We start from the raw sequence: 23531 nt of genomic DNA, 5'->3' as shown, positions 1-23531 counted from the left end.
TGATCGTCCTTGACGTGGGGGAGCGAGGGTAGGACCGTGGGGCTCTATGAGGGGCGAACCCAGTTGCCCGAAGTGTGGTGGCCGGGTCAGGGCTCCCGGTCTCTTCGCCGATTCCTGGCAGTGCGACCTGCACGGCCCCGTGCACCCGGTCCAGCCCGTCCTCCCGCCCAGCGTCGAGGCGCTCGGCGTCGTGGTGCACCGCACGCAGGTGCCGGTGTGGATGCCCTGGCCGCTGCCGGTCGGCTGGCTGTTCACCGGCGTGGCCTGTGCGGGGGACGACCGCAGCGGGGGCAGGGCGACCGCCGTCGCCTGTTCCGGCCCCGGTCCGCTCGGAGGCATCGGTGAGCTGATCCTGGTCGCCGAGGAACTGGGCGTCGGCCTCGGCGCGCGGTACGCGGGGCTCGACGCCCCCGACCCCGGGCCGTACCTGGACGTCGAGAAGCCGCCCCAGGCCAAGGTGCTGGCCGCGGGCCGCCCCACCCCCCTCTGGCACGTCTCCGGCGGTCCCGTGGACCGTGCCGTCTTCGCCGGGGAGGCCCTCGGCATGTGGCTGTGGGCCGTGGTGTGGCCCGAGCGGTCGGGGCTGCTGATGTACGAGGAGCTGGTCCTGACCGACCTGCGGGACGCGGGCGCCGAGGTCGACCTGGTGCCGTGCGGGGCGCTGTCGCCGCGGCTGATCGAGCCGACGGTGCGGTAGCGCCGCGCGGCGGCGGACACGGTGGCGCAGAGGCCGGGTAGGGGGCACAGAGGCGTTGCGGGTGTGACGGCGGGGGGTCGCGTTCCGGTTATCCTTGAGCGTCCCCTTCCGTCCCGTCACCGCTTGGAGTCAGCGTCGTGCGCATCGATCTGCACACCCACTCCACCGCGTCCGACGGCACGGACACCCCGGCCCAGCTGGTGCGCAAGGCCGCCGCGGCCGGTCTCGACGTCGTCGCGCTGACCGACCACGACACCACCCGCGGCCACGCCGAGGCCGTCGCCGCGCTGCCCGAGGGGCTCACCCTCGTCACCGGCGCCGAACTCTCCTGCCGCCTCGACGGCGTCAGCATGCACATGCTGGCCTACCTCTTCGACCCCGAGGAGCCCGCCCTGCTCGCCGAGCGCGAGCTGGTCCGGGACGACCGGGTGCCGCGGGCCCGGGGCATGATCGCCAAGCTCAACGCACTGGGTGTGCCGGTCACCTGGGAGCAGGTCGCCCGGATCGCCGGGGACGGCTCGGTCGGCCGCCCGCACGTGGCCTCCGCCCTCGTGGAACTGGGCGTCGTCCCGACCGTGAACGACGCCTTCACCCCGGACTGGCTGGCCGATGGCGGCCGGGCCCACGTGGGGAAGCACGAGACCGACCCCTTCGAGGCGCTCCGGCTGATCAAGGGCGCGGGCGGGGTCGCCGTCTTCGCGCACCCGGCCGCCGCCAAGCGGGGCCGCACGGTGTCCGAGGCCGCGATCGCCGACCTGGCGGCCGCCGGGCTCGACGGCATCGAGGTCGACCACATGGACCACGACGCGGACACCCGGGCCCGGCTGCGCGGGACGGCGAAGGAACTGGGACTCCTGGTGACCGGCTCCAGCGACTACCACGGCAGCCGGAAGACCTGTGTGCTCGGCGAGTACACGACCGACCCCGAGGTCTACGGGGAGATCACGCGACGGGCGTTCGGGGCCTTCCCCGTGCCCGGGGCCGGCGGGGCCTGAGCCTCACCCCCGCGCGTCCACCTTTCCACTCCTCCGCAAGGCCAGTAGCTCACCCATGTTCGACGTCGCCGTCTTCGGCTCTCTCTTCCTGACCCTTTTCGTCATCATGGATCCCCCCGGGATCACCCCGATCTTCCTCGCGCTGACCTCCGGCCGCCCCGGCAAGGTGCAGAAGCGGATGGCCCTCCAGGCCGTCTGCGTCGCCGGTGGCGTGATCACGGTGTTCGGTCTTCTCGGGCACCAGATCCTCGACTACCTGCACGTGTCCGTGCCCGCCCTGATGATCGCGGGCGGACTGCTGCTCCTGCTGATCGCCCTCGACCTGCTCACCGGCAAGACGGACGAACCGAAGCAGACCAAGGACGTCAACGTCGCCCTCGTACCGCTGGGCATGCCGCTGCTCGCCGGGCCCGGCGCGATCGTGTCGGTCATCCTGGCCGTGCAGAAGGCCGACAGTGTGACCACGCAGGTCTCGGTGTGGGCGGCGATCCTCGCCATCCACGTGGTGCTGTGGCTGGTGATGCGGTACTCGCTGCTGATCATCCGGGTGATCAAGGACGGCGGCGTGGTCCTGGTGACCCGCCTCGCCGGCATGATGCTCTCCGCGATCGCCGTGCAGCAGATCATCAACGGGGTCACCCAGGTGATCCAGGGCGCGTGAGCAACGAGAAGAGGGCCCCGCACGGAGTTCCGTGCGGGGCCCTCTTCTCGTGTGCGAAGGGTCCGCGCTACAAGGCCGAGGTGTCGGCGGGGCGGATCCACAGGCGCTGCCCGATGGCGGCGGCCTGCTGAACGATGCGGTTCACGGAGGCTGCGTCCACGACAGTCGTGTCCACGGGGGTCCCGTCGACGTCGTCGAGTCGCATGACTTCAAAGCGCATGGCCTCTCCCTTGTTCTGGTCATCCTCCAGCGGAGAACTACTGGTGTGGCTCCTGGGTCGTCGGTGCCCGGGCTTCCGTAGTGGTTCAACGGGATGCCCTCTGCAAACATTCCCTACGCTAAGGAAATTTTTCGCTCGACTAATTACTGGCAAGTAAGCCGCTTGTTACGAGGTGGCCGGCCGGTGGGTGCGGCGGGCCGGAGGATGCCGCGGGAGGCGGCGCGGACGCGGGACGTCCGCCGCAAAACCGACCGGGACCGGTTGTGTTCATAGCGTGACCGCCGGGACAATGGAGGCGATGAACGACGACCTCGCGCCCCTGAGCGCTCGTATCGATCGCACGAACGAGCTGCTCCAGCGCATGCTCGCCGAGGTGGCGAAGACCCCCTCGACCCACGCGATCTTCGTCGACGCCGGTTATCTGTACGCGGCGGCGGGGCGACTGGTGGCCGGGACGGAGGACCGCCGGGCCTTCGAGCTGGACGCCGACGCCCTCATCGACGCCCTCATCGACAAGGCCCGCACGGTGTTCGCGGACAGCCGCCTGCTGCGCGTCTACTGGTACGACGGCGCCCGCCGCCGCATCCACACCGCCGAGCAGCAGTCCATCGCCGAGCTCCCGGACGTCAAGGTCCGCCTGGGCAACCTCAACGCCAACAACCAGCAGAAGGGCGTCGACTCCCTCATCCGCTCCGACCTGGAGTCCCTCGCCCGGCACCGCGCCATCAGCGACGCGGCCCTGCTCGGTGGCGACGAGGACCTCGTGTCCGCGGTCGAGGCCGCCCAGGGGTACGGCGCCCGCGTCCACCTGTGGGGCATCGAGGCCCCCGAGGGCCGCAACCAGGCCGAGCCGCTGCTCTGGGAGGTCGACAGCCAGCGCACCCTCGACCTCGACTTCTTCAAGCCGTACGTCTCCCGGCGCACGACGCACACCGGCGAGGCCCCGGGCGCCCTGCGCCCCGGCCGCGAGGACGTCCGCTTCGTGGGCGCGCAGATCGCGGCGAAGTGGCTGGCGTCCCGGGGGCGCGAGTCGCTGGTGGAACTGCTCCCCGGCCACCCCTACCTCCCCGGCTCAGTGGACCAGGACCTGCTGGTGGAGGCCGAGGGACTGCTCCAGTACTCGCTGCGCGGCCAGCCCGACCTGCGACGGGCACTGCGGGACGGCTTCTGGGAGCACCTGCGGGCGCAGTACTAGTCGCCGTACCGGGGCCGGACGGCGCTCAGCGCACGTACGGCCGGGGCGGCACGGGATGGTCGTCCCAGAAGTCGGCGAGGGCTCGGGCCGTCGGCAGGGGCTGATCGGTGTTGGGGGAGTGCTCGGCGCCCGCGACGACCGTACGGCGCGCGTTCAGCCGCAGGGCCATCTCGTCCAGGAGGGGCACCGGCCAGGTGTCGTCGTAGGCGCCCGACAGCACGTGGAAGGGCAGCGGCACGGCGGCCAGCTCGGCGACACGGTCCGGCTCGGTGCACAACTGGCGTCCGGTGGCGAGCAGTTGCGCCGGCCTGGTGCCCAGCCAGCGGTCGCGCAGCCGTTCCGGGTCCTCTGGGCCGTGGGCGGGGGCCGGGGCACCGGCCTCCTCCGGCGGCCCCATCACCTGCATCACCTTCCAGACCTCCGCCATCGTCATCGTGTCCAGCGCGTCCCGCAGCAGCTTCACCCGCTGCCGCTGCGACTCGGAGATTCGCGCCGGGCCCGAGGACATCAGGGTGAGGGACAGGAACGGGGCGGGGTCGAGGAGGACGGCGGCCCGCGCGATCTGGCCGCCGAGCGAGTGCCCGACGAGATGCACGCGCGTCCCGAGGGCGGCGGCCTGCGCGAGCACGTCCCGGGCCAGCTCGGGCCGGGCGTACGCGGCCTCGTCGTGCTCGGGCCCGTCCGACTCGTACTGCCCGCGCCCGTCCACGGCGACCGTGCGGTAGCCGCGCGCCCCGAGCGGCCGGTGCAGCAGGGTGAAGTCCTCCTTGCTCCCCGTGAACCCGGGCAGCATCATCACCACGCCCCTCGGCGCGACCCCGTCGGCCACGGGCGAGTCGACGACGGCGAACTCGCCGCGGGCGGTACGCAGCCGGTACGCACGGGCGCGCGGGGGCGGGCTGAAGGCGGCGTTCCTGCTCACGGGCAGAGGTTATCGGGCGGGGACCGCCGGGCGCGGACACGGGCGTGCCAACGCCGTCGGCCCGGTCCCGCGTGGATCGCGGGACCGGGCCGACGGGCTGGGACGAGCGGCGCGGATCAGCTCTCGCCAGTCTCCGCGGTGGCCGCGGCCGTCTTGCGGGTGCGGCGGGCCTTGGGCTTCGCCTCCGCCGTCTCGGCGGCCACCGTGGGTGCCTCGACGGCGGCCGCGGCCTTACGGGTCCGGCGCCGCGGTGCGGCCTCCGGCTCCTGCGCGGCCTGGGCCGGGATCTCGGCGGTGGCCTCGGGAGCCGCGGCCGTCTTCCGGGTCCGGCGGGCCTTCGGCTTCGCCTCCGTGGCCTCGACCGTGTCGGCGGCGGTTTCCGCCTTGGCGGTGGCCGTCTTCCGCGTGCGGCGGGGCTTGGCCTCGGCAGCGGTCTCGGTCTCCTCCGGAGCCTGTACGGCCGGTTCGGCGGCCTTGCGGGTGCGGCGGGTCTTGGGCTTCGCCTCCGTGGCCTCGACCGTGTCGGCGGCGGCTTCTGCCTTGGCGGTGGCCGTCTTCCGCGTGCGGCGGGGCTTGGCCTCGGCAGCGGTCTCGGTCTCCTCCGGAGCCTGCGCGGCCGGTTCGGCGGCCTTGCGGGTGCGGCGGGTCTTGGGCTTCGCCTCCGTGGCCTCGACCGTGTCGGCGGCGGCTTCCGCCTTGGCGGCGGCCGTCTTCCGCGTGCGGCGCGGCTTGGCCTCGGCCGCAGCCTCCTCCGGGGCCTGCGCGGCCTCGGTGTCGGCGACGGCCGCCTTGCGCGTACGGCGGCGCGGCTTGGCCTCGGCCGGTTCGGACGCGGGCTCGGTCACTCCCTCGGCCGTGTCGAGCGTGGCCTCGGCGGCCGTGGCCTTGCGGGTACGGCGGCGCGGCTTCTCGGCGGGTGCCTCGGCAGCGGGGGTCTCGACGACCGCGGGGGTCTCGACGGCCGCCGCCTCGGTGGCCGTCGGCGCCGCCGTCGCGGCGGTCTCCAGCGGGGCGGCCGGAGCCTCGGCGGCCTTGCGGGTGCGGCGGCGACGCGGCTTGGCCGGGGCCTCCACGCCCTCCGTGGCCTGCGCCGTGTCGACGACCGTGGCCTCGGACGGCGCGAGCGCCGTGGCCTCGACGGCCTGCGCCACCGGGGCGTCGACCGACGCGGCGGTCTCCGGGCGGCGCGACGGCTCACCATTGCGCGTACGGCGCCGGCGACGCAGCGTGCGGGGACCCTGCGCGGCGTCGGTGCCCGGGTCGGCGGCGCCGTCGGCACCGCCGCTCGTCACGGGCTCGGCGGCGGTCGTCGCGGTGGTGGTGCTCTCCGCGTCCACCGGCGCACCGCCGCGCATCCGCCGGCGGCGGCGCGGCGTCGTACGGGACGAACGGTCGCCGTCGCGGTCGCCGGAACGCGCGTCGTCGCGGCCACCACGGCCACCCCGGTCACCACGGTCGCCCCGGTCGCTGCGCCCGCGGCCACCGCGGCCGCCCGTCTCGCCCAGGTCCTCGACCTCCTCCGCGTCGAGCCCGGCGCGGGTGCGCTCGGAGCGCGGCAGGACGCCCTTGGTGCCCTCGGGGATACCGAGGTCGGTGTAGAAGTGCGGGGAGGTGGAGTAGGTCTCCGCCGGGTCGCTGAAGCCCAGGTCCAGCGCCTTGTTGATCAGCTGCCAGCGCGGGATGTCGTCCCAGTCGACCAGCGTGATCGCCGTACCCTTCGCGCCCGCGCGGCCGGTGCGGCCGATGCGGTGCAGGTACGTCTTCTCCTCCTCCGGCGACTGGTAGTTGATGACGTGCGTCACGCCCTCGACGTCGATGCCGCGGGCGGCGACGTCGGTGCAGACGAGGACGTCCACCTTGCCGTTGCGGAAGGCGCGCAGGGCCTGCTCGCGGGCGCCCTGGCCGAGGTCGCCGTGGACCGCGCCGGAGGCGAAGCCGCGCTGCTTGAGCTGGTCGGCCAGGTCGGCCGCGGTGCGCTTGGTGCGGCAGAAGACCATGGCCAGACCGCGGCCGTCGGCCTGCAGTATGCGGGCCACCATCTCGGGCTTGTCCATGTTGTGCGCGCGGTAGACGAACTGCTTGGTGTTCGCGACCGTCGCGCCGGCGTCGTCCGGCGAGGTGGCGGAGATGTGCGTGGGCTGCGACATGTAACGGCGGGCCAGTCCGATGACCGCGCCCGGCATCGTCGCCGAGAACAGCATGGTCTGGCGCCTGGCCGGCAGCATGTTGATGATCTTCTCGACGTCGGGCAGGAAGCCCAGGTCGAGCATCTCGTCGGCCTCGTCCAGGACCAGGCTCTTGATGTGCTTCAGGCTCAGCTTCTTCTGGCCCGCGAGGTCCAGCAGCCGGCCCGGGGTGCCGACGACCACGTCGACGCCCTTCTTCAGGGCCTCCACCTGCGGCTCGTAGGCACGACCGCCGTAGATCGCGAGGACCCGCACGTTGCGGACCTTGCCGGCGGTCAGGAGGTCGTTGGTGACCTGCTGGCACAGCTCGCGCGTCGGGACGACGACGAGGGCCTGCGGGGCGTCGGTCAGGGCCTCCGGCGCGGCGCGGCCCGCCTCGACGTCGGCGGGGACGGTGACGCGCTCGAGGAGCGGGAGGCCGAAGCCCAGCGTCTTGCCGGTGCCGGTCTTGGCCTGGCCGATGACGTCCTTGCCCGACAGGGCCACGGGGAGCGTCATCTCCTGGATGGGGAAGGGGGTCAGGATGCCGACGGCTTCGAGGGCTTCGGCGGTCTCGGGGAGGATCCCGAGGGATCGGAACGTCGTAGTCAGGGTGCTGCCTCTTCTGTGTGCGTGGTGCGAGGCGAGCGCGCGGGTCGTGCCGGACCGTGTCGGGGACGTCGGCCGCCCTTACGGGTGAGCCGTAGGACACGGGACCTCTGTCGACGCTCCAGCGCTCGTACCACTGAGGGTCCCCCTCCGGATTCCGTACGCGGCGTGGCGTACGGCAGGAGGGCTGTCGGGTCGGAGCCGATCGGGCCACCGACCGGGCATCCTCATGCGTGCGGCCCGACGACGATGTCACGTACCCGTACGTCACATACTCGGCAGGCGCATTACCACCATACCCCGGATTCGCGCACACGCGATGGCCGATTTGGTCACGTAGTCGTCGTCACACTGACTGACCAGGGACTTACCACCGCCGAAGAGCGGGCTATTGTGCGCTGCATGACGAGCTCTGACAAGCCTGGCACCGCCGCAGACGCCCCCGCCGAGACCGCCGGAACCCCGGGTACCGCCGGAGCCACGCCGGTCGCCGCCCGCGACTGGGCGACGGCCGCGTCCGACCCGCAGTACCGCGCCGCGGTCGTGGACCTGCTCGGCGCGCTCGCGTACGGCGAGCTGGCGGCGTTCGAGCGGCTCGCGGAGGACGCCAAGCTGGCGCCCACGCTGGCGGACAAGGCGGAGCTGGCGAAGATGGCGTCGGCGGAGTTCCACCACTTCGAGCGGCTGCGCGACCGGCTGGCGGAGATCGGCGAGGAGCCGACGGGCGCCATGGAGCCGTTCGTGGCCGCCTACGACGGCTTCCACAAGCAGACGGCCCCCTCGGACTGGCTGGAGGGCCTGGTCAAGGCCTACGTCGGCGACTCCATCGCCAGCGACTTCTACCGCGAGGTCGCCGCCCGCCTGGACACGGACACCCGCGAGCTGGTCCTCGCCGTGCTCGACGACACCGGGCACGCGGGCTTCGCCGTGGAGAAGGTGCGCGCGGCGATCGACGCCGACCCGCGCGTGGGCGGGCGGCTCGCGCTGTGGGCGCGGCGGCTGATGGGGGAGGCGCTCTCGCAGTCCCAGCGGGTGGTGGCCGACCGGGACGCGCTGTCGACGATGCTCGTGGGCGGGGTCGCGGACGGCTTCGACCTGGCCGAGGTGGGCAAGATGTTCTCCCGGATCACCGAGGCGCACACCAAGCGGATGGCCGCGCTGGGGCTGGCCGCCTGACCTCCGCCGACGCGGGCCCCGGCGCGGTACGGCGGCTGCCGCTCAGGCGGCCGCCGAGCGGCGCCGAAGGCGTCCCGCGGGGCGCAGCAGCAGCGACACCGAGGCCGCGGAGAGCGTCGCCGAGCCCAGCAGCACCAGCACGAACCCTCCGGCGCCCAGCGCCGTGTGCGTGACGAACGCCCCGAAGAGGGCCCCGGCGACACCGGTCGGCAGGACCAGGAGCGGGGCGGGCAGGCGGTGGGGCAGCCGGTGTGCGGCGGCCCATGCCAGGGCGAGGCCGAGGAGTGCGGCGCTGAGCGCTTCCAAGATCATGTCCGGGTCCCTCCCACATGGCCGGCCTGCCCCAAACGGTCACAGCCGACTTACCCCTGACCTGCGGAATGCAATCCTCCCCCTGGGGGTGAACTGTGCGCCGCCCGTGAACGGGAAGACGGGTGGGGCCCGGCGGTGTGTCACCGCCGGGCCCCACCCGTACTTCGTTCGTCGTCCCGCGTCCGGCGGCTACAGCGCGCCGAAGCCCACCTTGCGCGGGGCCGGCTCACCGATCTCGACGTAGGCGAGCCGGTCGGCCGGCACCAGGACCTTGCGGCCGTGTTCGTCCACGAGGCTCAGCAGCTGCGACTTGCCGGCCAGTGCCTCGCCCACCACGCGCTCGACCTCCTCGGCGCTCTGACCGCTCTCCAGAACGATCTCGCGGGGCGCGTGCTGCACGCCGATCTTGACCTCCACGGCTATGTCCCTCCGACGGTCAGTAAGTGCGCGATCTTCCGCGCCGTACCAGCACACATTAGCCCGGTGAGGGGACGTACACGCTGCGTCGGAGAACGCCAGGAGCGAACACCCGGCGGGAACAGAACCCGCGCCGCGGTGGTCAGTGCTGTTCGGTGCCGTGCAGCGGGAAGCCGGCGATGCCCCGCCAGGCCAGCGAGGTCAGCAGCTGGACCGCCTGGTCGCGGGGCACGCTGCGGTCGCTGTGCAGCCAGGAGCGCGCCACCACCTGCGCGAGGCCGCCCAGGCCGGAGGCGAGCAGCATCGACTCCGCGCGCGAGAGGCCGGTGTCCTCGGCGATCACGTCGCAGATCGCCTCGGCGCACTCGTTCGTCACCTTGTCCACGCGCTCGCGCACGGCGGGCTCGTTGGTCAGGTCCGACTCGAAGACCAGGCGGAAGGCGCCGCCGTCGTCCTCGACGTAGGCGAAGTAGGCGTCCATCGTCGCCCGGACGCGCTGCTTGTTGTCGGAGGTCGACGCGAGCGCGTTGCGCACGGACTGGATCAGCGCCTCGCAGTGCTGGTCCAGCAGGGCGAGGTAGAGGTCGAGCTTGCCGGGAAAGTGCTGGTAGAGCACCGGCTTGCTGACACCGGCGCGCTCGGCGATGTCGTCCATCGCGGCCGCGTGGTAGCCCTGGGCCACGAACACTTCCTGTGCGGCGCCCAGCAGCTGGTTGCGTCGGGCTCGGCGGGGAAGGCGTGTGCCCCGTGGGCGTACCGCCTCTGTCTGCTCGATGGCTGTCACGCCGCCTCCCATAGTCGTCCTGTGCGGTGTGCGCCGCGTCGACATCGTACTTTTCGGTAACCGTGGTGTGGGTGCTGCGAGCGCAGAATTTCACGGACCGGACGGTGGCGAAAGCCGCACAACAGGTTTCAAAAGTGTCCAGACCGGGCAAAGATCGGCCTCCCATCCGGGCGGTGGAGCCGCTCCGGCGCCCCGTGGCGCGTCGCGTCCCCGCCGTTCAGCGGTAGTCGTCCTCGTCGTGCGAGACGACCCGGGCCTGCTCGGCCAGGTCGGCCTCGTTGGCGCGGTCCGGCTCGACGCGGGTGAGCGGTTCGTCGCGCTCCTGCCCGATGTCCGCCCGCTGCTCGGCGGCGTCGGCGTCGGGCGCCTCCACGTCGCGGTCCTCCGGATTCGGCGCCTGGAACTCGTCGTCGAAGGTCTCGGGGTCGGTCGGGTCGATGGTCATGCTTGGGCTCCCTTCCTACGGACGTCCCCGGGGTGCAGGGGTCACACGCGGGTGCCCACTTCTCGAGCCTAGGAGACACCCGATCCGGACGCCATGCGTCGCCGGGTGCGGTCTCGGGTGCTCGATGCCGCGCGGTCGGTCCCGCGTGCTCGGTCCGCTGTGTCTGGTTCTGCCTGTCCGGTTCTGCCTGTCCGGTCCTGGCGCCGATGGCAGGCGCCGACGGCATCCGTACCCCGCCGACGCGCCCCAGCAGCACCGCTTGTGACGGCGAACACATGAGCCACTGCGTGATCATCTCGTAACATTAGCTGCATGCCTTCGACCGAGCCGCCGTCCGTGCCGCCCGCCAACGTGCTGCCGAAGGTCGCGGCCGTCAAGGTCGCGGACGGGGAGCGGCTCAGGTCGGTCCACCTCCCCGGCATCACCCTGACGGTGCGGTCGAGACGCCCCACCCGCGAGGGACTGCCGCCCGCCCTCTACGTCCACGGCCTCGGCGGCTCCTCGCAGAACTGGTCGGCGCTCATGCCGCTGCTGGACGGTGTCGTCCACAACGAGGCCGTCGACCTGCCCGGCTTCGGCGACTCCCCGCCGCCGGACGACGGCGACTACTCGATCACCGGCCACGCGCGCGCGGTCGTCCGCTATCTCGACGCGTCCGGGCGCGGTCCGGTGCACCTGTTCGGGAACTCGCTCGGCGGCGCCGTCGTCACCCGCGTCGCCGCGGCACGGCCCGACCTGGTGCGGACGCTGACCCTCGTGTCGCCCGCGCTGCCGGAGATCCGCGTGCAGCGCACCGCCGTACCCACGGGACTGCTGGCGCTCCCGGGAGTGGTACGGCTGTTCAACCGGCTCACCCGGGAGTGGACGGCGGAGCAGCGGGTCCGCGGCGTGACGGCGCTCTGCTACGGCGACCCCGCGAGTGTGAGCGAGGAGGGTTTCCGCAACGCCGTCGAGGAGATGGAGCGGCGGCTGCAACTGCCGTACTTCTGGGATGCGATGGCGCGTTCCGCGCGGGGAATCGTCAACGCGTACACGCTCGGCGGCCAGCACGGGCTGTGGCGACAGGCCGAGCGGGTTCTCGCACCCACGCTCCTGGTCTACGGTGGTCGGGACCAACTCGTCGGTTACCGCATGGCCCAGCGGGCCGCCCGCGCCTTCCGTGACTCCCGGCTGCTGACCCTGCCGGACGCGGGACACGTGGGGATGATGGAGTTTCCGGAGGCCGTGGCCACGGCGTTCCGTGAACTCCTCGCGGACACCGCGGACACGGCTGCCGCCGCGGACGCGGTGGGCACCGGGAAGCCGACGGGTGGCGAGAGGACCGACGAGGCCGCGGACAGCGAGCCCGCCAACCAGACCACAGGAGGCTGAGGCGCGACGTGGGACGCCACAGCCGCCGCGGGCCCGCCCCCCGGGCAGACGCCGCGGACACCGCCGCAACAGGCGAGGACCGGTCGGGGCGACCCGACCCGCGCCCGGCGAACGGGCCGTCGCAGGAGCACCAGGTGCAGCAGGGGCCCCATGGGTACCAGGGCCACCAGGCGCACCAGGGGTCGTACCGGCCGCAGGGGGGCGACGGGGCGCCCCGTGGGGCGGCGCCTGGTGACGCCCCGGGCCTCCGCCAGGGGCACGCGGGCGCCGCCGGCCCGGCGCGAGGTTCGGGCGCTCGGTTCCCGGACGGAACTCCGGCCCACGGCTTCCCCCGGATGACGGACGGGACGCCCGCGCGGGGCGTCCCGAGGCTCCCCGACGGCACCCCGGCGCACGGTGTGCCCAGGTATCCCGACGGCACCCCGGCGCACGAGGCGCCGCGGGTGCGGGGCGGCCACCCCGAGCAGCGGGAGCCCGGCGGAGGCTGGGGCGAGTGGGGCGGGCGGACCGGTGCCGGGCGCGGATCGGCGGCGGGACCGAGCGCCGGGGTCCCCCGGGCTCCGGGGGCATTCGCGCCGTCGTCGCCGTCCGGGCTGCCGCGCTCGCCCTTCCCGAGGCAGCGCCGGGCGCCCGCGGAGGGGCCGCGGCAGGACTACCTGGACGCCTTCGGGGAGGACGACTTCGGGGAGGACGACGACGTCTTCTCGGGCCGCCCCGAGCGGCGTGCTCCCGGTGCGTCGGGGCCCGTCGGCCCGTACGCGTCCGTCACCGACCGGAGCGCCGTCGACGGAGGTGGTGCCAGGGGCGGCGCCGGGAGCGGCGGCGTTCCCGCCGACGCGGGTGCGGACGCCGGCGACCAACCGCCCACGGGCGAACCCGCACCGGTCAAGGGCGGCAAGGGCCGGACCTTCACCGGTATCGCGGCGGCCGCGGTCACCACCGTGCTGGCCGTCGTCGTGGCCGGTCAGGTCGCTGACGGCTCGGACGGGGGCGGCATGCGCGCACAGTCCGCCACCGACCAGGCCCGGGGGGTCCACGACCAGGCGTCACGGAACGACGAGCGCCCGACGCCCACCGCGCCCGAGGCCGTGAAGCCGCTGACGTACGAACAGAAGATGGGCAAGACCTACCCGCTCAGCGCCACCCTCAAGGCCTCGGGGAAGTTCGACGCGGTCCCGGGCATCGCCAAGGGGCCCGGGCGGGGCGAGAAGTACACCTACCGCGTGGACATCGAACAGGGGCTCGGTCTCGACGGCGCACTCTTCGCCGAGGCCGTGCAGAAGACGCTCAACGACGACCGGAGCTGGGCCCACAACGGCGCCCGCAGCTTCGAGCGCATCGAATCGGGCCAGCCCGACTTCGTCATCACGCTGGCCAGCCCCGGCACCACCGCCGAGTGGTGTGCCAAATCCGGCCTGGACACCACCCAGGACAACGTGTCCTGCGACTCGGCCGCCACCCAGCGCGTGATGATCAACGCCTACCGCTGGGCCCAGGGCGCCGCGCCGTACGGTGACGCGATCCACCCGTACCGGCAGATGCTGATCAACCACGAGGTCGGTCACCGCATCGGCTACAACCACGTCACCTGCGACAAGGACGGCGAACTCGCCCCGGTCATGCAGCAGCAGACGAAGTTCGTCGACCACGACGGAATCGACTGCCGCCCCAACCCTTGGGCCTACCCGAACAGCTGACCGGACAGGGCGTCACCTGCGGTAACCATGTGATCTCTTAGCGCGACCGAACGCGTCTCGCACGGGAAAGTTACGACCGTTCACCCCTTTTGGTGGCGCGATGGACAACCGTCCATCGCGCCACCTGCTTGTCCGCATACGTTCGTCCCGCTGCGAGCCGCCGGGCCAACGGCGGCTCCCCAAACGGGAGATCGGGGGTGCGCGCGTGCGCATCGGACTGCTTACGGAGGGTGGCTATCCGTATGTGAGCGGTGAGGCCGGACTCTGGTGCGACCGGCTCGTGCGCGGCCTGGAGCAGCACGAGTTCGACGTCTACGCGCTCAGCCGGAGCGAGCGCGAGGAGGCCGAGGGCTGGGTCCCGCTGCCGCCGCAGGTCGGCCGGGTGCGCACCGCCCCGCTGTGGGAAACCGTGGACGACGGCATCGTCCACGGACGGCGCGCGCGCCGGCGCTTCGCCGAGTGCTACGGCGAGTTGGCCACGGCCCTGTGCACCGCGAGCCCCGGGAACCCGTCCGGGACCCGGTCCGGGGGACCGGAGGGAGAGCCGGAAGGGCAGTCCGCCCTTGAGGCGGACCGTTTCGCCAGTGGGCTGTACGGCCTCGCCGAACTCGCCCGCGACGAGGGCGGACTGCCCGCCGCACTCCGCTCCGAGACCGCCGTACGCGCTCTGGAACGCGCCTGTCGCGCGCCCGGCGCCCACCGCTCGGCGCGCGAGGCGCGCGTTCCCGATCTGCTGACCGTCGCCGCGCGCCTCGAACGCGCCCTGCGCCCGCTGTCCCTCGACTGGTACGAGGACGACGACCTCGGCTCGGTGGACCTGTGCCACGCGACCTCCGGCGGTACGGCAGCCCTCCCCGGCCTGCTCGCCCGGCACTTCTGCGATGTGCCGCTGCTGGTGACCGAGTACGGGGTGCGGCTGCGGACGCACTACCTGACGGAACCCGACTCCTCGCCCGCGATACGGTCGCTGCTCGCCGCCTTCCACGGTCGGCTGGCCGCCGAGACCTACCGGCGCGCGGCCGTGATCACCCCCGGCAACACGCACGCCCGGCGCTGGCAGGAGCGCTGCGGCGCCGACCGCGCCAAGCTGCGCACGGTCCACCCCGGCATGGACGCGGCCCCGTTCGCGGAGGTGGGGGAGTCCCCGGAGTGCGCCGACCCGCAGACCCTCGTCTGGGTCGGCCGCGTCGAGCCGGCCAAGGACCTGGTCTCGCTGCTGCACGCCTTCGCGGAGATCCGCAGGGCGGAGCCCGGCGCGCGGCTCAGGATCGTCGGGGCCCCCGCGGGCCCCGAGGGCGCCGCGTACCTGGTCCACTGCAAGGCGCTGGCCGCGCAGCTGTTTCCCGACGAGGCCGACGGCCCGCACGCCGTCGGCCGCAACCCGGTCTCCTTCGAGGAGACCGGCGGGCCTGAACTGCCCTTCCGCGCCGACGCGTACGCCTCGGGCGCCCTGGTGGTGCTCTCCAGCGTCGTCGAGGGGTTCCCGGCCGGGCTCGTCGAGGCCATGTTCTGCGGCCGCGCGACGGTGTCCACGGACGTCGGCGCGGTGGTGGAGGCCATCGGCGGCACCGGGCTCGTCGTGCCCCCGCGCAATCCGCGGGCGCTCGCCGAGGCGTGCGTCGCGCTGTTGCGCGACCCCGAGCGCCGGGAGCGGCTGGGCGCCGCCGCGCGCGCCCGCGCACTGGAGCTGTTCACCGTCGAGCAGAACATCGCGGCATTTCACGGCATTTACCTGGAGATCCTCTCGCGTACTCCGGCACGCCGCGTCGTTCTCGACGCCACCGGTGAGCCGCTGCCCTTCGGCGTCCCCGCCGAGGCCCACGTCCCCGGTCGCTGGAGTGACCCCACGGCCCGGGTCGTGGCCCGGGGCGGTCCCGGCTGGGCGACGGAGGCCGGCCCGGTGCGGGCGGCCACGCCGGTCTCGGCCAGCGAGGGAGCGGCCCGATGAGCGGCCTCGGCGAACTGGACCGCCCCGAGACCCCGCGCAGCCCAGGGGCCTGGGACGAACGTTCACGGACGTCCCTGGCCCACGGGACCTACGGCACCTATGGGGCCGACGGGGCCAGCGACGCCGACACGGCTCTCGGCGCGGAGACGGGTGCGGGGGACGGCGGGCGCCCGGTGGAGGGCCCGGCTCCGGTGGAGGAGTGGAGTCCGGGGGAGGGGGCGCGGCTCCGTGACGGTGCCGCTCGGGACGGGGCTGTTGGTGACGGTGCCGGTCGTGACGGTGTCGTTCGCGACGGCGGCAGGAAGTCGCCGTCCGTGTCCGCCGCACGCCGTTCCGCCGCGGACCCCGTGAAGGGGCTGCTGCACCGGCACCGCGAGCTGTGCGAACGCGCCGTGGACCCGCTGGAGATCGCGGCGGGCCTGGAAGCGCACGGCGTCACCGACCGGACCGCCGCCCGCTTCCGCCACCGTGACGTGTTCTCCCTCGCGGAGGAGATGTACGCCCGTGTCCCGCGCGACCGCGACACCCCTGCGCATCCCGGAGACGACCCGGCATCCCGGCTGCGCGGGCCACGCACCGCCGGGGTGGTTCTCGCCCTGCTGCCCGGTGTGCTGTGCGCCGCCGCCGTGGCCGGACTCCGCCTCACCGAGGGCCGGCCGCGCCTGATCGTGGCCGTCGTCGGCGTCCTCGCGGTGTCCCTGGCCCTGGGGGCCGCACTGCGCCGCGGGCCGCTGAGCGCCGCCACGCGCACCACCGGCACCTGGACCTGCTGGCTCGTCGGCTACGCCGTCCTCGGCGACGGACTCCTGCGGACCGCCGTCGGCGGCGGCCCCGACGGTCTCCCGGACGGCACCGCCGACGGCCCGTGGCCCGTCACCGTCGCCCCCGTCCTGGCGCTCGCGCTGTCCTACGCCCCCGCGGCCGGATGCGCCCGCCTCTTCACCGCGGGCGCCCGCGGCAAACTGACGTCCAGCCGGGGCCTGGCCGACTTCTCCGCCTCCGTACGCCCCCTGCTGCTCGGCACGTTCGCCCTGTACGTGGGCGCCCTCACCGGGCTGCTCGCGCTGACCGGCGCCGTGCTCGGCGAGCCCGCCGGCCTTCCCCAGGGCCTCAGCCTGGGTGCCCTGCTGCTGCTCGCCCGGCTGCTCACCGTGCACGGTCACGCGCACGCCCCCACGCTCGTCCTCACCGCCGCGGCCGCCGCGGAGGCAGTCGCCCCGGCCACGCTCTTCGCCGGCCGCCTTCCCGGCTGCGGCTTCCTGTCCGCTCCCGTGGAGGCCCTGGTCACCGCCTGCGGCCCCGCCGGTGTCCCGACGGCCGTCTGCGGCCTCGGCGCACTGACCCTCCTGGTCCACGCGTGCCGCCGCCTGACCAGGGCCTCGGCCCACGCGACGACGGAGCCGACACGGTGAGCGCCCGCACGAACAGCCCTTCACCCACCCCCACCCCCAACACCCTCGCATCACCCCTTGAAGGAGCCCCCAGATGACCACCTCCCGACCCGACGCCTCGGCACCGGGAGCCGCCCGATGAGAGTCCTGCTGATCGGAGCCAACGGCTACATCGGCCGCTTCGTCGCCGACCGTCTGCTCGCCGACCCGGCCGTCCAGCTCACCGCCCTCGGCCGGGGAGACGACGCCGACGTCCGCTTCGACCTCGCCACCGGAAGCCCCGGCGCCCTCACCCGCTTCCTCGACGCGGTCCATCCCGGAGTGGTCGTCAACTGCGCGGGCGCCACCCGCGGCGGCGCCCGCGAACTCACCCGGCACAACACCGTCGCCGTCGCCACCGTCTGCGAGGCCCTGCGGCGCAGCGGCTGCGGTGCCCGCCTGGTGCAGATCGGGTGCAGCGCCGAGTACGGCCCCAGCCAGCCCGGCTCCTCGACCGCCGAGGACGCCGTGCCCCGCCCCGGCGGCCCCTACGGCGTCAGCAAACTCGCCGCGACCGAACTCGTCCTCGGCTCCGGCCTGGACGCCGTCGTCCTGCGGGTCTTCTCGCCCGCCGGGCCCGGCACGCCCGCCGGCTCCCCGCTGGGCCGGCTCGCCGAGGCGATGCGCCGCGCGATGCAGTCCGGCGACGGCGAGCTGCGGCTCGGTGGCCTCGGCGCCCAGCGGGACTTCATCGACGTCCGCGACGTCGCCCGCGCGGTGCACGCCGCCTCGCTCTCCGCCGCCCAGGGCGTCATCAACATCGGCTCCGGCCGCGCCGTCCGCCTGCGCGACGCCGCCGCCACCCTCGCCCGGGTGGCCGGCTACGGCGGCGCCCTGCACGAACTCGACGGCCCTCCGGGCGCGCTGCGGCCCACCATCGGCCACCCCCGCACGGAGACTGTCGGCCACCGCCTCGACGGACTCGGCCACCACAGGACCGACGCCCTCGGACATCACCGCCCGGACCCCCTCGGAAGCCGCGGCGAGCGCGCGGACGCCGAGCCCGCGGCACCGGCCCCCCACCCGTACCCCGACGGCTGCGGCAGCTGGCAGCAGGCCGACGTGCGCACCGCACGCGACCGGCTCGGCTGGCGGCCCCGGATCGCCCTCGAAGAGTCCCTCGCCGATATCTGGATGGAGGCGGCATGCCGTATCTGACCCGCACCCGGACCGGCACCGCGAGCACCGGTGTCCGCACCGGCCTCGGTGTCCCGGGGCTGGCCCACCCCCTCGTCGCCCCCGACGAGTGGGCCGGCCTCACCAGCCCCGGTATCCCGCTGCACTGGGTCGTCCTCAACATCGCCAACGGCCCCGGGGCGCACCCCGACCCGCGGTGCCTGGAGGCCGCCGGCCGCCTGCGCAACGCGGGCGTCCGCGTCCTCGGCCGTCTCGACGCCGCGTACGGAACCCGCAGCCTCGGCGAACAGATCTCCGACGCCCACCGGTACCTCGACTGGTACCAGGTCGACGGATTCCTCCTCGCCCACTGCCCGTCCGACCGGGCCGCCCTCCCCGAGGTCCGCCGTACGGTCACCACCCTCCGGACGATCCGTGACGATGCCCACATCGTCCTCGGCCACGGCACCCACCCCTGTCCCGGCTACGCCGAGAACGCCGACCAACTCGTCACCTTCTCGGGCACCTGGGCCGACTACCGCTGGTCCCAGGCGGCCGAGTGGAGCGCCGACTATCCGCCCGAGCGCTTCTGCCACTTCGTGCACGGCCTGCCGCGCGGGCACCTGGAGGAAGCGCTGCGCATCGCGCGTTGGCAGGGAGCGGCCACGATCTGCTTCACCGACCGCACGGACCGCGGCGGCCGGGCCGACCCCTGGGAGACGATGCCCGGCTACTGGGACGAAATCGTCTCGCGAGTCGGGACGGGTGTCTCGGAATGAAAAAGGCCGTGGCAGTGTTACTGGCAGAACAACCGTCATTACTGACCGACCAACGGAGTCCCCGTGTCGCTGCCACCCCTGGTCGAGCCGGCCGCCGAGCTCACCGTAGACGAGGTCCGCAGGTACTCCCGCCACCTGATCATCCCCGACGTGGGGATGGACGGGCAGAAGCGGCTGAAGAACGCCAAGGTGCTCGCCGTGGGCGCGGGCGGCCTCGGTTCGCCGACCCTGATGTACCTGGCGGCAGCCGGTGTCGGCACGCTCGGCATCATCGAGTTCGACGAGGTCGACGAGTCGAACCTGCAGCGGCAGGTCATCCACAGCCAGGCCGACATCGGCCGGCCCAAGGCCGAGTCCGCCCGTGACACCATCAAGGGCATCAACCCGTACGTGGACGTGATCCTTCACCAGGAGCGGCTCGAGGCCGACAACGTGATGGACATCTTCAGCCAGTACGACCTGATCGTCGACGGCACGGACAACTTCGCGACCCGCTACCTGGTCAACGACGCCTGCGTGCTGCTGAACAAGCCCTACGTCTGGGGTTCGATCTACCGCTTCGACGGCCAGGCCTCCGTCTTCTGGTCCGAGCACGGCCCCTGCTACCGCTGCCTCTACCCGGAGCCCCCGCCCCCCGGCATGGTCCCCTCCTGCGCCGAGGGCGGCGTGCTGGGCGTGCTGTGCGCGTCCATCGGCTCCATCCAGACCAACGAGGCGATCAAGCTCCTCCAGGGCATCGGCGAGCCGCTGGTCGGCCGCCTGATGATCTACGACGCCCTGGAGATGACCTACCGCCAGGTCAAGGTCCGCAAGGACCCCAACTGCGCGGTCTGCGGCGAGAACCCGACCGTCACCGAGCTCATCGACTACGAGGCCTTCTGCGGCGTCGTGTCCGAGGAGGCCCAGGCGGCCGCCGCCGACTCCACGATCACTCCCAAGCAGCTCAAGGAGTGGATCGACGACGGCGAGAACATCGAGCTCATCGACGTCCGCGAGCCGAACGAGTTCGAGATCGTCTCCATCCCGGGCGCCCGGCTGATCCCGAAGAACGAGTTCCTCATGGGCTCCGCCCTGGAGAGCCTCCCGCAGGACAAGAAGATCGTCTTGAACTGCAAGACGGGTGTCCGCAGTGCGGAAGTCCTCGCGGTCCTCAAGTCCGCCGGCTTCTCGGACGCCGTCCACGTCGGCGGCGGCGTGATCGGCTGGGTCAACCAGATCGAACCGGAGAAGCCCGTCTACTGACCGGCTCCCGGACCCGCTTCCCGGACGGCGGGGGTTTCGCGCACCGTGGGTGCCCGAAGCCCCCGCCGCCGTCATGAGCAGACCTTGCCGTCCTTCGGTACCGTCCCCTTCAGCAGGTAGGCGTCCACCGCGGAGTCGACGCAGTCGCTCCCGCTCCCGTACGCGCCGTGTCCCTCGCCCTTCCAGGTCAGCACCACGCCGACGTCCTTGCCCAGCTCGTCCGCCATCCTGCGGGCGCCCTCGTAGGGCGTGGCCGGGTCGCCCGTGTTGCCGACGACCAGGATCGGGGCCGCGCCGGGTGCGCTCACCTCCGGTGTCTCGTGCTGACCGGCCACCGGCCAGTCGTGGCACCATCCGGCGGTGTCCCAGCCGAGGAAGGCGCCGAAGACGGGCGACACCTTCTCGAACCTCGGCAGCAGCTTCTTCGTCTCCTCCGCGGTCGGCCGCTGCTTGTCGTCCAGGCACGATATGACCCGTTGCGAGTGGGTCGTCGTGCCGTAGCGCCCCGAGGGGTCACGCTCGTTGTAGCCGTCGGCGAGCGCCAGCAGTTCCGAGCCGTCCCCCTTCTCGGCCGCCTCCAGCGCGCTGCTCAGGGCCGGCCAGCCGCTCTCGCTGTACAGCGGCAGCACGATCCCGGTGAGCGCGAGGGTCTGCGTCAGCTTCCGCCCCGGCGAGGAGGTCGGCAGCGGTTCCGCGTCCAGGCGCTCCAGCAGGTCGATGATCTTCCGCGCCCCCTGCCCTGGTTCCTGCCCGGTCGACTCCAGGTAGTCGTCCAGCGCCCGCTGGAAGCCCCTGGCCTGGTTCTCGGCGTGGCCCATCGTGTCGGCGTCCGGGTCGACGACGGCGTCGAGGATCACGCGTCCCACGTGCTCGGGGAACTGGTGGGCGTAGACGCCGCCGAGTTCGGTCCCGTAGGAGATGCCGAAGTAGTGCAGCTTCTCGTCGCCCAGCACATGCCGCATCAGGTCCATGTCGCGAGCGGTGTCCGTGGTCGAGACGTGTTTCATGAGCTTGCCGGCGGCCCTCGCGCAGCCCTTGCCGAAGTCCGCGGCGTCCTTCAGGTAGGCCCGCTCCTCGGCCGGGGTGTCCGGCGTGGAGTCCACCGACTCGGCGGCGTCGATCGCCTCGTCGGTGCGGCAGCGGACGCCCTCACTGGCGGCCACCCCGCGCGGGTCCCAGCTCACCAGGTCGTACCGCTGGTGGAGGGAGGAGACGGTGTCGGCGTAGGACGGCATCATCGAGACGCCGGACGCTCCTGGGCCGCCGAAGTTGAACAGCAGGGAGCCGATGCGGTCGTCGCCGCTCGCCCTGGACCGGATCAGCGCGAGATCGATGGTATCGCCGTCCGGGTCGGACCAGTCCAGCGGCGCCTCGAGCGTGGCGCACCGCCAGTCGCCGTCCGGAGCCGGGGCCTCGTCGGTGCCCTTGCAGCGGGCCCAGTCCAGCGTCTGGGACGCCAGCGCCTTCGGTACTCCCGACGGGGCCGCCGCCGAAGGTGCCGCGCTGCTCCTGCCCCCGTCGTCCTTGTCCTCGTCGGACGAGCCGCCGCCGCAGCCCGCCGTCAGCAGTGCGGCGGCGGCCGTCAGAGCCGTCCACCGGACGAGACGTGCCATGTCCTCTCCCCCCTGGCAAGCCGTCCGCGCCGTGCGGCGGATGGCGTTCCTGCCATGGTAGGTGGAGCGGCCAGCACCCGCCGACGCCTGTGGATAACGCTCTGACCTGCCCATTCGCCCGACTCGTGGTGTCGTCCTCGGTCAGGAGCAGACGGTTTCGGCCGCCGGTACCCTGCCGTCGAGCAGATAGCCGTGCACCGCGTCCCGCACGCACTTGTTCTTGCTGTCGTAGGCACCGTGTCCCTGGCCCTTGTATGTCAGTTCCACGCCGACGCCCTTGCCGAGGGCGTCCACCATCCGACCGGCGCCCTCGTAGGGAGTCGCGGGGTCGCCGGTGTTGCCGATCACCAGGATCGGCGGTGCGCCCGGGGCGCCGACGTCCGGGTGGTCGGCGGCGCCGGCGACCGGCCAGTCGGTGCAGCTGAGCAGGGACCAGGCGAGGTAGTCGCCGAACAGCGGGGAGGCGTCCCGGAACTCGGGCAGCTTGCCCTCCACGTACCCGGCGTCGTACCGGGGTTTGTCGTCGGCGCAGTTGATGGCGACGTTCGCCGCGGTGATGTTGCTGTACTCACCGTCCTCGTTGCGCCCGTTCAGCGCGTCCGACAGCACCATAAGGACCCGCCCGTCCCCGTCGTACGCCTGCTCCAGGCCCTCGGTGAGGTACTCCCAGAAGTCCTTCGAGTACAGCGCCTGGGCGATGCCGCCGGTCGCGGCGGTCTCGGTGAGGTCGCGCGGGAAGACACCGGGGATCGGTTTGCGGTCGAGGCCCTTCAGCAGCCGGGCGATGCGCGCCTTGACGTCCTCGGCCGTGTCCCCGACGGGGCAGTCCTCGGCCTTCGACACACAGTCCTCGGCGAAGTTGTCGAGCGCCAGCTGGAATCCCTTCGCCTGGCCCAGTGCGCTCTGTTCCGCCGTCTGCGTCGGGTCGACGACCGCGTCGAAGACGGCACGGCCCACGTGCTCGGGGAAGAGGTGGGCGTAGACGCCGCCGAGTTCGGTGCCGTAGGAGATGCCGAAGTAGTGCAGCTTCTCGTCGCCGAGTACCTGGCGCATCAGGTCCATGTCGCGGGCGGCGTCGGTCGTGCGCACCCGCGGCAGGATCTTCTTCGAGTGCTTCTCGCAGGCCGCGTTGAACTTCTCCGTGTTGTCCACTAGCTCGGTGCGCTCGGCCCGGTCGTCGGGGGTGGCGTCCTGCTGGAAGTAGGTGTCGAGCTGCTGGTCGTCGAGGCACTCCACGGGGTCGCTGCGGCCGACGCCGCGCGGATCGAAGCTGACCAGGTCGTAGCGGGTGCGCAGGGTCGCGTAGTCCTGGCCGAACGCGGGCAGTGTGGTGACGCCCGACCCGCCAGGACCGCCGAAGTTGAAGACGAGCGAGCCGATCCGCCGGTCCGCCGCGCCGCTGGCCTCGGCGCGAATGAGCGCGAGCCCGATCGTGTCGCCCTTGGGGTCGTCCCAGTCGAGGGGGGCCTTCATCGTGGCGCACTGCCACGCGTCGCCGTCCGGCAGCGGGGAGGGGGCGGCGCCACCACCTTCGGCCTCGGACGGTGCCGGGCAGTCCTTCCAGTCCAGTTTCTGGCCCGTCAGGTCCTCGTCGTCCTCCTGTGATCCGCCGCCGCAGCCCGCCAGCAGGACGGACAGCGCGAGTGCGGTGGCGGTCAGGGCGGCGGCGCGCAGCCGGGAGGGGGTCGGCATGCGTCCATCGTGCGGTCGCGCGGGAGCGCCCGCCCGGGGCCAGGG

The 23531-nt window shown here is 73.1% G+C and carries 21 protein-coding genes; 12 read left to right on the top strand and 9 right to left on the bottom strand.

The features are described from left to right. Positions 1-46: 46 nt before the first annotated feature. The 3 genes from ACIRGB_RS01395 to ACIRGB_RS01385 all read left to right on the top strand — a co-directional run bounded on the left by ACIRGB_RS01395 (position 47) and on the right by ACIRGB_RS01385 (position 2353). On the top strand, positions 47-697 hold the full coding sequence (locus tag ACIRGB_RS01395; protein WP_403857388.1) for a DUF6758 family protein: 651 nt from the start codon (positions 47-49) through the stop codon (positions 695-697). A gap of 137 nt (positions 698-834) precedes the next feature. Further along, on the top strand, positions 835-1692 hold the full coding sequence (locus ACIRGB_RS01390; protein ID WP_403857385.1) for a PHP domain-containing protein: 858 nt from the start codon (positions 835-837) through the stop codon (positions 1690-1692). A 55-nt stretch (positions 1693-1747) separates the two neighbouring features. Further along, positions 1748-2353 (top strand): MarC family protein, encoded by a 606-nt coding sequence (locus tag ACIRGB_RS01385; RefSeq protein ID WP_003973815.1) that lies wholly within the window; start codon positions 1748-1750, stop codon positions 2351-2353. A gap of 67 nt (positions 2354-2420) precedes the next feature. On the opposite strand, the gene ACIRGB_RS01380 is transcribed toward ACIRGB_RS01385, so the two are convergent. Then, a complete protein-coding gene (locus ACIRGB_RS01380; protein ID WP_007444413.1) occupies positions 2421-2573 on the bottom strand; it encodes a hypothetical protein in 153 nt (50 codons plus the stop codon). A 298-nt stretch (positions 2574-2871) separates the two neighbouring features. Between ACIRGB_RS01380 and ACIRGB_RS01375 the strand changes: the two genes are divergently transcribed. Next, positions 2872-3768 carry an NYN domain-containing protein gene (locus tag ACIRGB_RS01375; RefSeq protein WP_403857382.1) on the top strand — a complete coding sequence of 299 codons (897 nt, stop codon included), beginning with the start codon at positions 2872-2874 and terminating at the stop codon, positions 3766-3768. A 25-nt stretch (positions 3769-3793) separates the two neighbouring features. On the opposite strand, the gene ACIRGB_RS01370 is transcribed toward ACIRGB_RS01375, so the two are convergent. Both ACIRGB_RS01370 and ACIRGB_RS01365 read right to left on the bottom strand, forming a co-directional pair. Next, positions 3794-4690 (bottom strand): alpha/beta fold hydrolase, encoded by an 897-nt coding sequence (locus ACIRGB_RS01370; RefSeq protein WP_403857379.1) that lies wholly within the window; start codon positions 4688-4690, stop codon positions 3794-3796. Positions 4691-4806: 116 nt separating this feature from the next. Next, entirely contained in the window at positions 4807-7374 is a 2568-nt protein-coding gene (locus tag ACIRGB_RS01365) for a DEAD/DEAH box helicase (protein ID WP_403857376.1), read from the bottom strand. Positions 7375-7866: 492 nt separating this feature from the next. Here ACIRGB_RS01365 and ACIRGB_RS01360 point away from each other — a divergent pair, with 492 nt between their 5' ends. Further along, positions 7867-8640, top strand: coding sequence for a ferritin-like domain-containing protein (locus ACIRGB_RS01360; protein ID WP_403857373.1), 774 nt, complete (start codon positions 7867-7869; stop codon positions 8638-8640). A gap of 42 nt (positions 8641-8682) precedes the next feature. Here ACIRGB_RS01360 and ACIRGB_RS01355 read toward each other — a convergent pair whose 3' ends face one another. The 4 genes from ACIRGB_RS01355 to ACIRGB_RS01340 form a co-directional block, all read right to left on the bottom strand. Then, positions 8683-8952 (bottom strand): hypothetical protein, encoded by a 270-nt coding sequence (locus ACIRGB_RS01355; RefSeq protein WP_403857370.1) that lies wholly within the window; start codon positions 8950-8952, stop codon positions 8683-8685. A gap of 189 nt (positions 8953-9141) precedes the next feature. After that, positions 9142-9369: a DUF3107 domain-containing protein gene (locus ACIRGB_RS01350; protein WP_007444428.1), complete on the bottom strand. Its 228-nt coding sequence runs from the start codon at positions 9367-9369 to the stop codon at positions 9142-9144. Positions 9370-9511: 142 nt separating this feature from the next. Then, positions 9512-10153 carry a TetR/AcrR family transcriptional regulator gene (locus ACIRGB_RS01345; RefSeq protein ID WP_403857367.1) on the bottom strand — a complete coding sequence of 214 codons (642 nt, stop codon included), beginning with the start codon at positions 10151-10153 and terminating at the stop codon, positions 9512-9514. A gap of 217 nt (positions 10154-10370) precedes the next feature. After that, positions 10371-10598 (bottom strand): hypothetical protein, encoded by a 228-nt coding sequence (locus ACIRGB_RS01340; protein ID WP_403857364.1) that lies wholly within the window; start codon positions 10596-10598, stop codon positions 10371-10373. Between the two features lie 312 nt (positions 10599-10910). Between ACIRGB_RS01340 and ACIRGB_RS01335 the strand changes: the two genes are divergently transcribed. From ACIRGB_RS01335 to moeZ, 7 genes are all read left to right on the top strand, one after another. Continuing rightward, positions 10911-11969, top strand: a complete 1059-nt coding sequence (locus ACIRGB_RS01335; RefSeq protein ID WP_403857361.1) for an alpha/beta fold hydrolase — start codon at positions 10911-10913, stop codon at positions 11967-11969. A gap of 8 nt (positions 11970-11977) precedes the next feature. Continuing rightward, on the top strand, positions 11978-13666 hold the full coding sequence (locus ACIRGB_RS01330) for a DUF3152 domain-containing protein (protein ID WP_403857358.1): 1689 nt from the start codon (positions 11978-11980) through the stop codon (positions 13664-13666). A gap of 205 nt (positions 13667-13871) precedes the next feature. Beyond that, positions 13872-15614 (top strand): DUF3492 domain-containing protein, encoded by a 1743-nt coding sequence (locus ACIRGB_RS01325; RefSeq protein WP_403857355.1) that lies wholly within the window; start codon positions 13872-13874, stop codon positions 15612-15614. Then, entirely contained in the window at positions 15611-17026 is a 1416-nt protein-coding gene (locus tag ACIRGB_RS01320; RefSeq protein ID WP_403857352.1) for a hypothetical protein, read from the top strand. The genes ACIRGB_RS01325 and ACIRGB_RS01320 overlap by 4 nt, the downstream gene beginning before the upstream one ends. A 117-nt stretch (positions 17027-17143) precedes the next feature. Next, positions 17144-18202 carry an NAD-dependent epimerase/dehydratase family protein gene (locus ACIRGB_RS01315; RefSeq protein WP_403857349.1) on the top strand — a complete coding sequence of 353 codons (1059 nt, stop codon included), beginning with the start codon at positions 17144-17146 and terminating at the stop codon, positions 18200-18202. Continuing rightward, positions 18190-18939, top strand: coding sequence for a spherulation-specific family 4 protein (locus ACIRGB_RS01310; RefSeq protein WP_403857346.1), 750 nt, complete (start codon positions 18190-18192; stop codon positions 18937-18939). The genes ACIRGB_RS01315 and ACIRGB_RS01310 overlap by 13 nt, the downstream gene beginning before the upstream one ends. A gap of 63 nt (positions 18940-19002) precedes the next feature. Continuing rightward, a complete protein-coding gene (moeZ, locus tag ACIRGB_RS01305) occupies positions 19003-20181 on the top strand; it encodes an adenylyltransferase/sulfurtransferase MoeZ (protein ID WP_385967940.1) in 1179 nt (392 codons plus the stop codon). Between the two features lie 71 nt (positions 20182-20252). Here the strand turns inward: moeZ and ACIRGB_RS01300 are convergent, their stop codons facing one another. Together ACIRGB_RS01300 and ACIRGB_RS01295 are read right to left on the bottom strand one after the other, a co-directional pair. Continuing rightward, a complete protein-coding gene (locus tag ACIRGB_RS01300) occupies positions 20253-21794 on the bottom strand; it encodes an alpha/beta hydrolase (RefSeq protein WP_403857343.1) in 1542 nt (513 codons plus the stop codon). A gap of 141 nt (positions 21795-21935) precedes the next feature. Then, positions 21936-23486, bottom strand: coding sequence for an alpha/beta hydrolase (locus tag ACIRGB_RS01295; RefSeq protein ID WP_403857340.1), 1551 nt, complete (start codon positions 23484-23486; stop codon positions 21936-21938). Positions 23487-23531 lie beyond the last annotated feature (45 nt).

This window comes from Streptomyces sp. NPDC102490, assembly GCF_044765285.1.
In the GTDB taxonomy this organism is placed as follows: domain Bacteria; phylum Actinomycetota; class Actinomycetes; order Streptomycetales; family Streptomycetaceae; genus Streptomyces.
Note: the sequence above shows the minus strand (reverse complement) of the source record. Positions and strands in the feature narration are given on the sequence as shown.

Bases quoted from the DNA above. Each gene is read 5' to 3' on its own strand.
- ACIRGB_RS01365 (WP_403857376.1), bottom strand. From the start codon at position 7,374: ATGACGCTCCCCGTGGCCCTGTCGGGCAAGGACGTCATCGGCCAGGCC.
- ACIRGB_RS01300 (WP_403857343.1), bottom strand. From the start codon at position 21,794: ATGGCACGTCTCGTCCGGTGGACGGCTCTGACGGCCGCCGCCGCACTG.
- ACIRGB_RS01320 (WP_403857352.1), top strand. From the start codon at position 15,611: ATGAGCGGCCTCGGCGAACTGGACCGCCCCGAGACCCCGCGCAGCCCA.
- ACIRGB_RS01395 (WP_403857388.1), top strand. From the start codon at position 47: ATGAGGGGCGAACCCAGTTGCCCGAAGTGTGGTGGCCGGGTCAGGGCT.
- ACIRGB_RS01375 (WP_403857382.1), top strand. From the start codon at position 2,872: ATGAACGACGACCTCGCGCCCCTGAGCGCTCGTATCGATCGCACGAAC.
- ACIRGB_RS01295 (WP_403857340.1), bottom strand. From the start codon at position 23,486: ATGCCGACCCCCTCCCGGCTGCGCGCCGCCGCCCTGACCGCCACCGCA.
- ACIRGB_RS01340 (WP_403857364.1), bottom strand. From the start codon at position 10,598: ATGACCATCGACCCGACCGACCCCGAGACCTTCGACGACGAGTTCCAG.
- ACIRGB_RS01310 (WP_403857346.1), top strand. From the start codon at position 18,190: ATGCCGTATCTGACCCGCACCCGGACCGGCACCGCGAGCACCGGTGTC.
- ACIRGB_RS01385 (WP_003973815.1), top strand. From the start codon at position 1,748: ATGTTCGACGTCGCCGTCTTCGGCTCTCTCTTCCTGACCCTTTTCGTC.
- ACIRGB_RS01360 (WP_403857373.1), top strand. From the start codon at position 7,867: ATGACGAGCTCTGACAAGCCTGGCACCGCCGCAGACGCCCCCGCCGAG.
- ACIRGB_RS01315 (WP_403857349.1), top strand. From the start codon at position 17,144: ATGAGAGTCCTGCTGATCGGAGCCAACGGCTACATCGGCCGCTTCGTC.
- ACIRGB_RS01335 (WP_403857361.1), top strand. From the start codon at position 10,911: ATGCCTTCGACCGAGCCGCCGTCCGTGCCGCCCGCCAACGTGCTGCCG.
- ACIRGB_RS01380 (WP_007444413.1), bottom strand. From the start codon at position 2,573: ATGCGCTTTGAAGTCATGCGACTCGACGACGTCGACGGGACCCCCGTG.
- ACIRGB_RS01355 (WP_403857370.1), bottom strand. From the start codon at position 8,952: ATGATCTTGGAAGCGCTCAGCGCCGCACTCCTCGGCCTCGCCCTGGCA.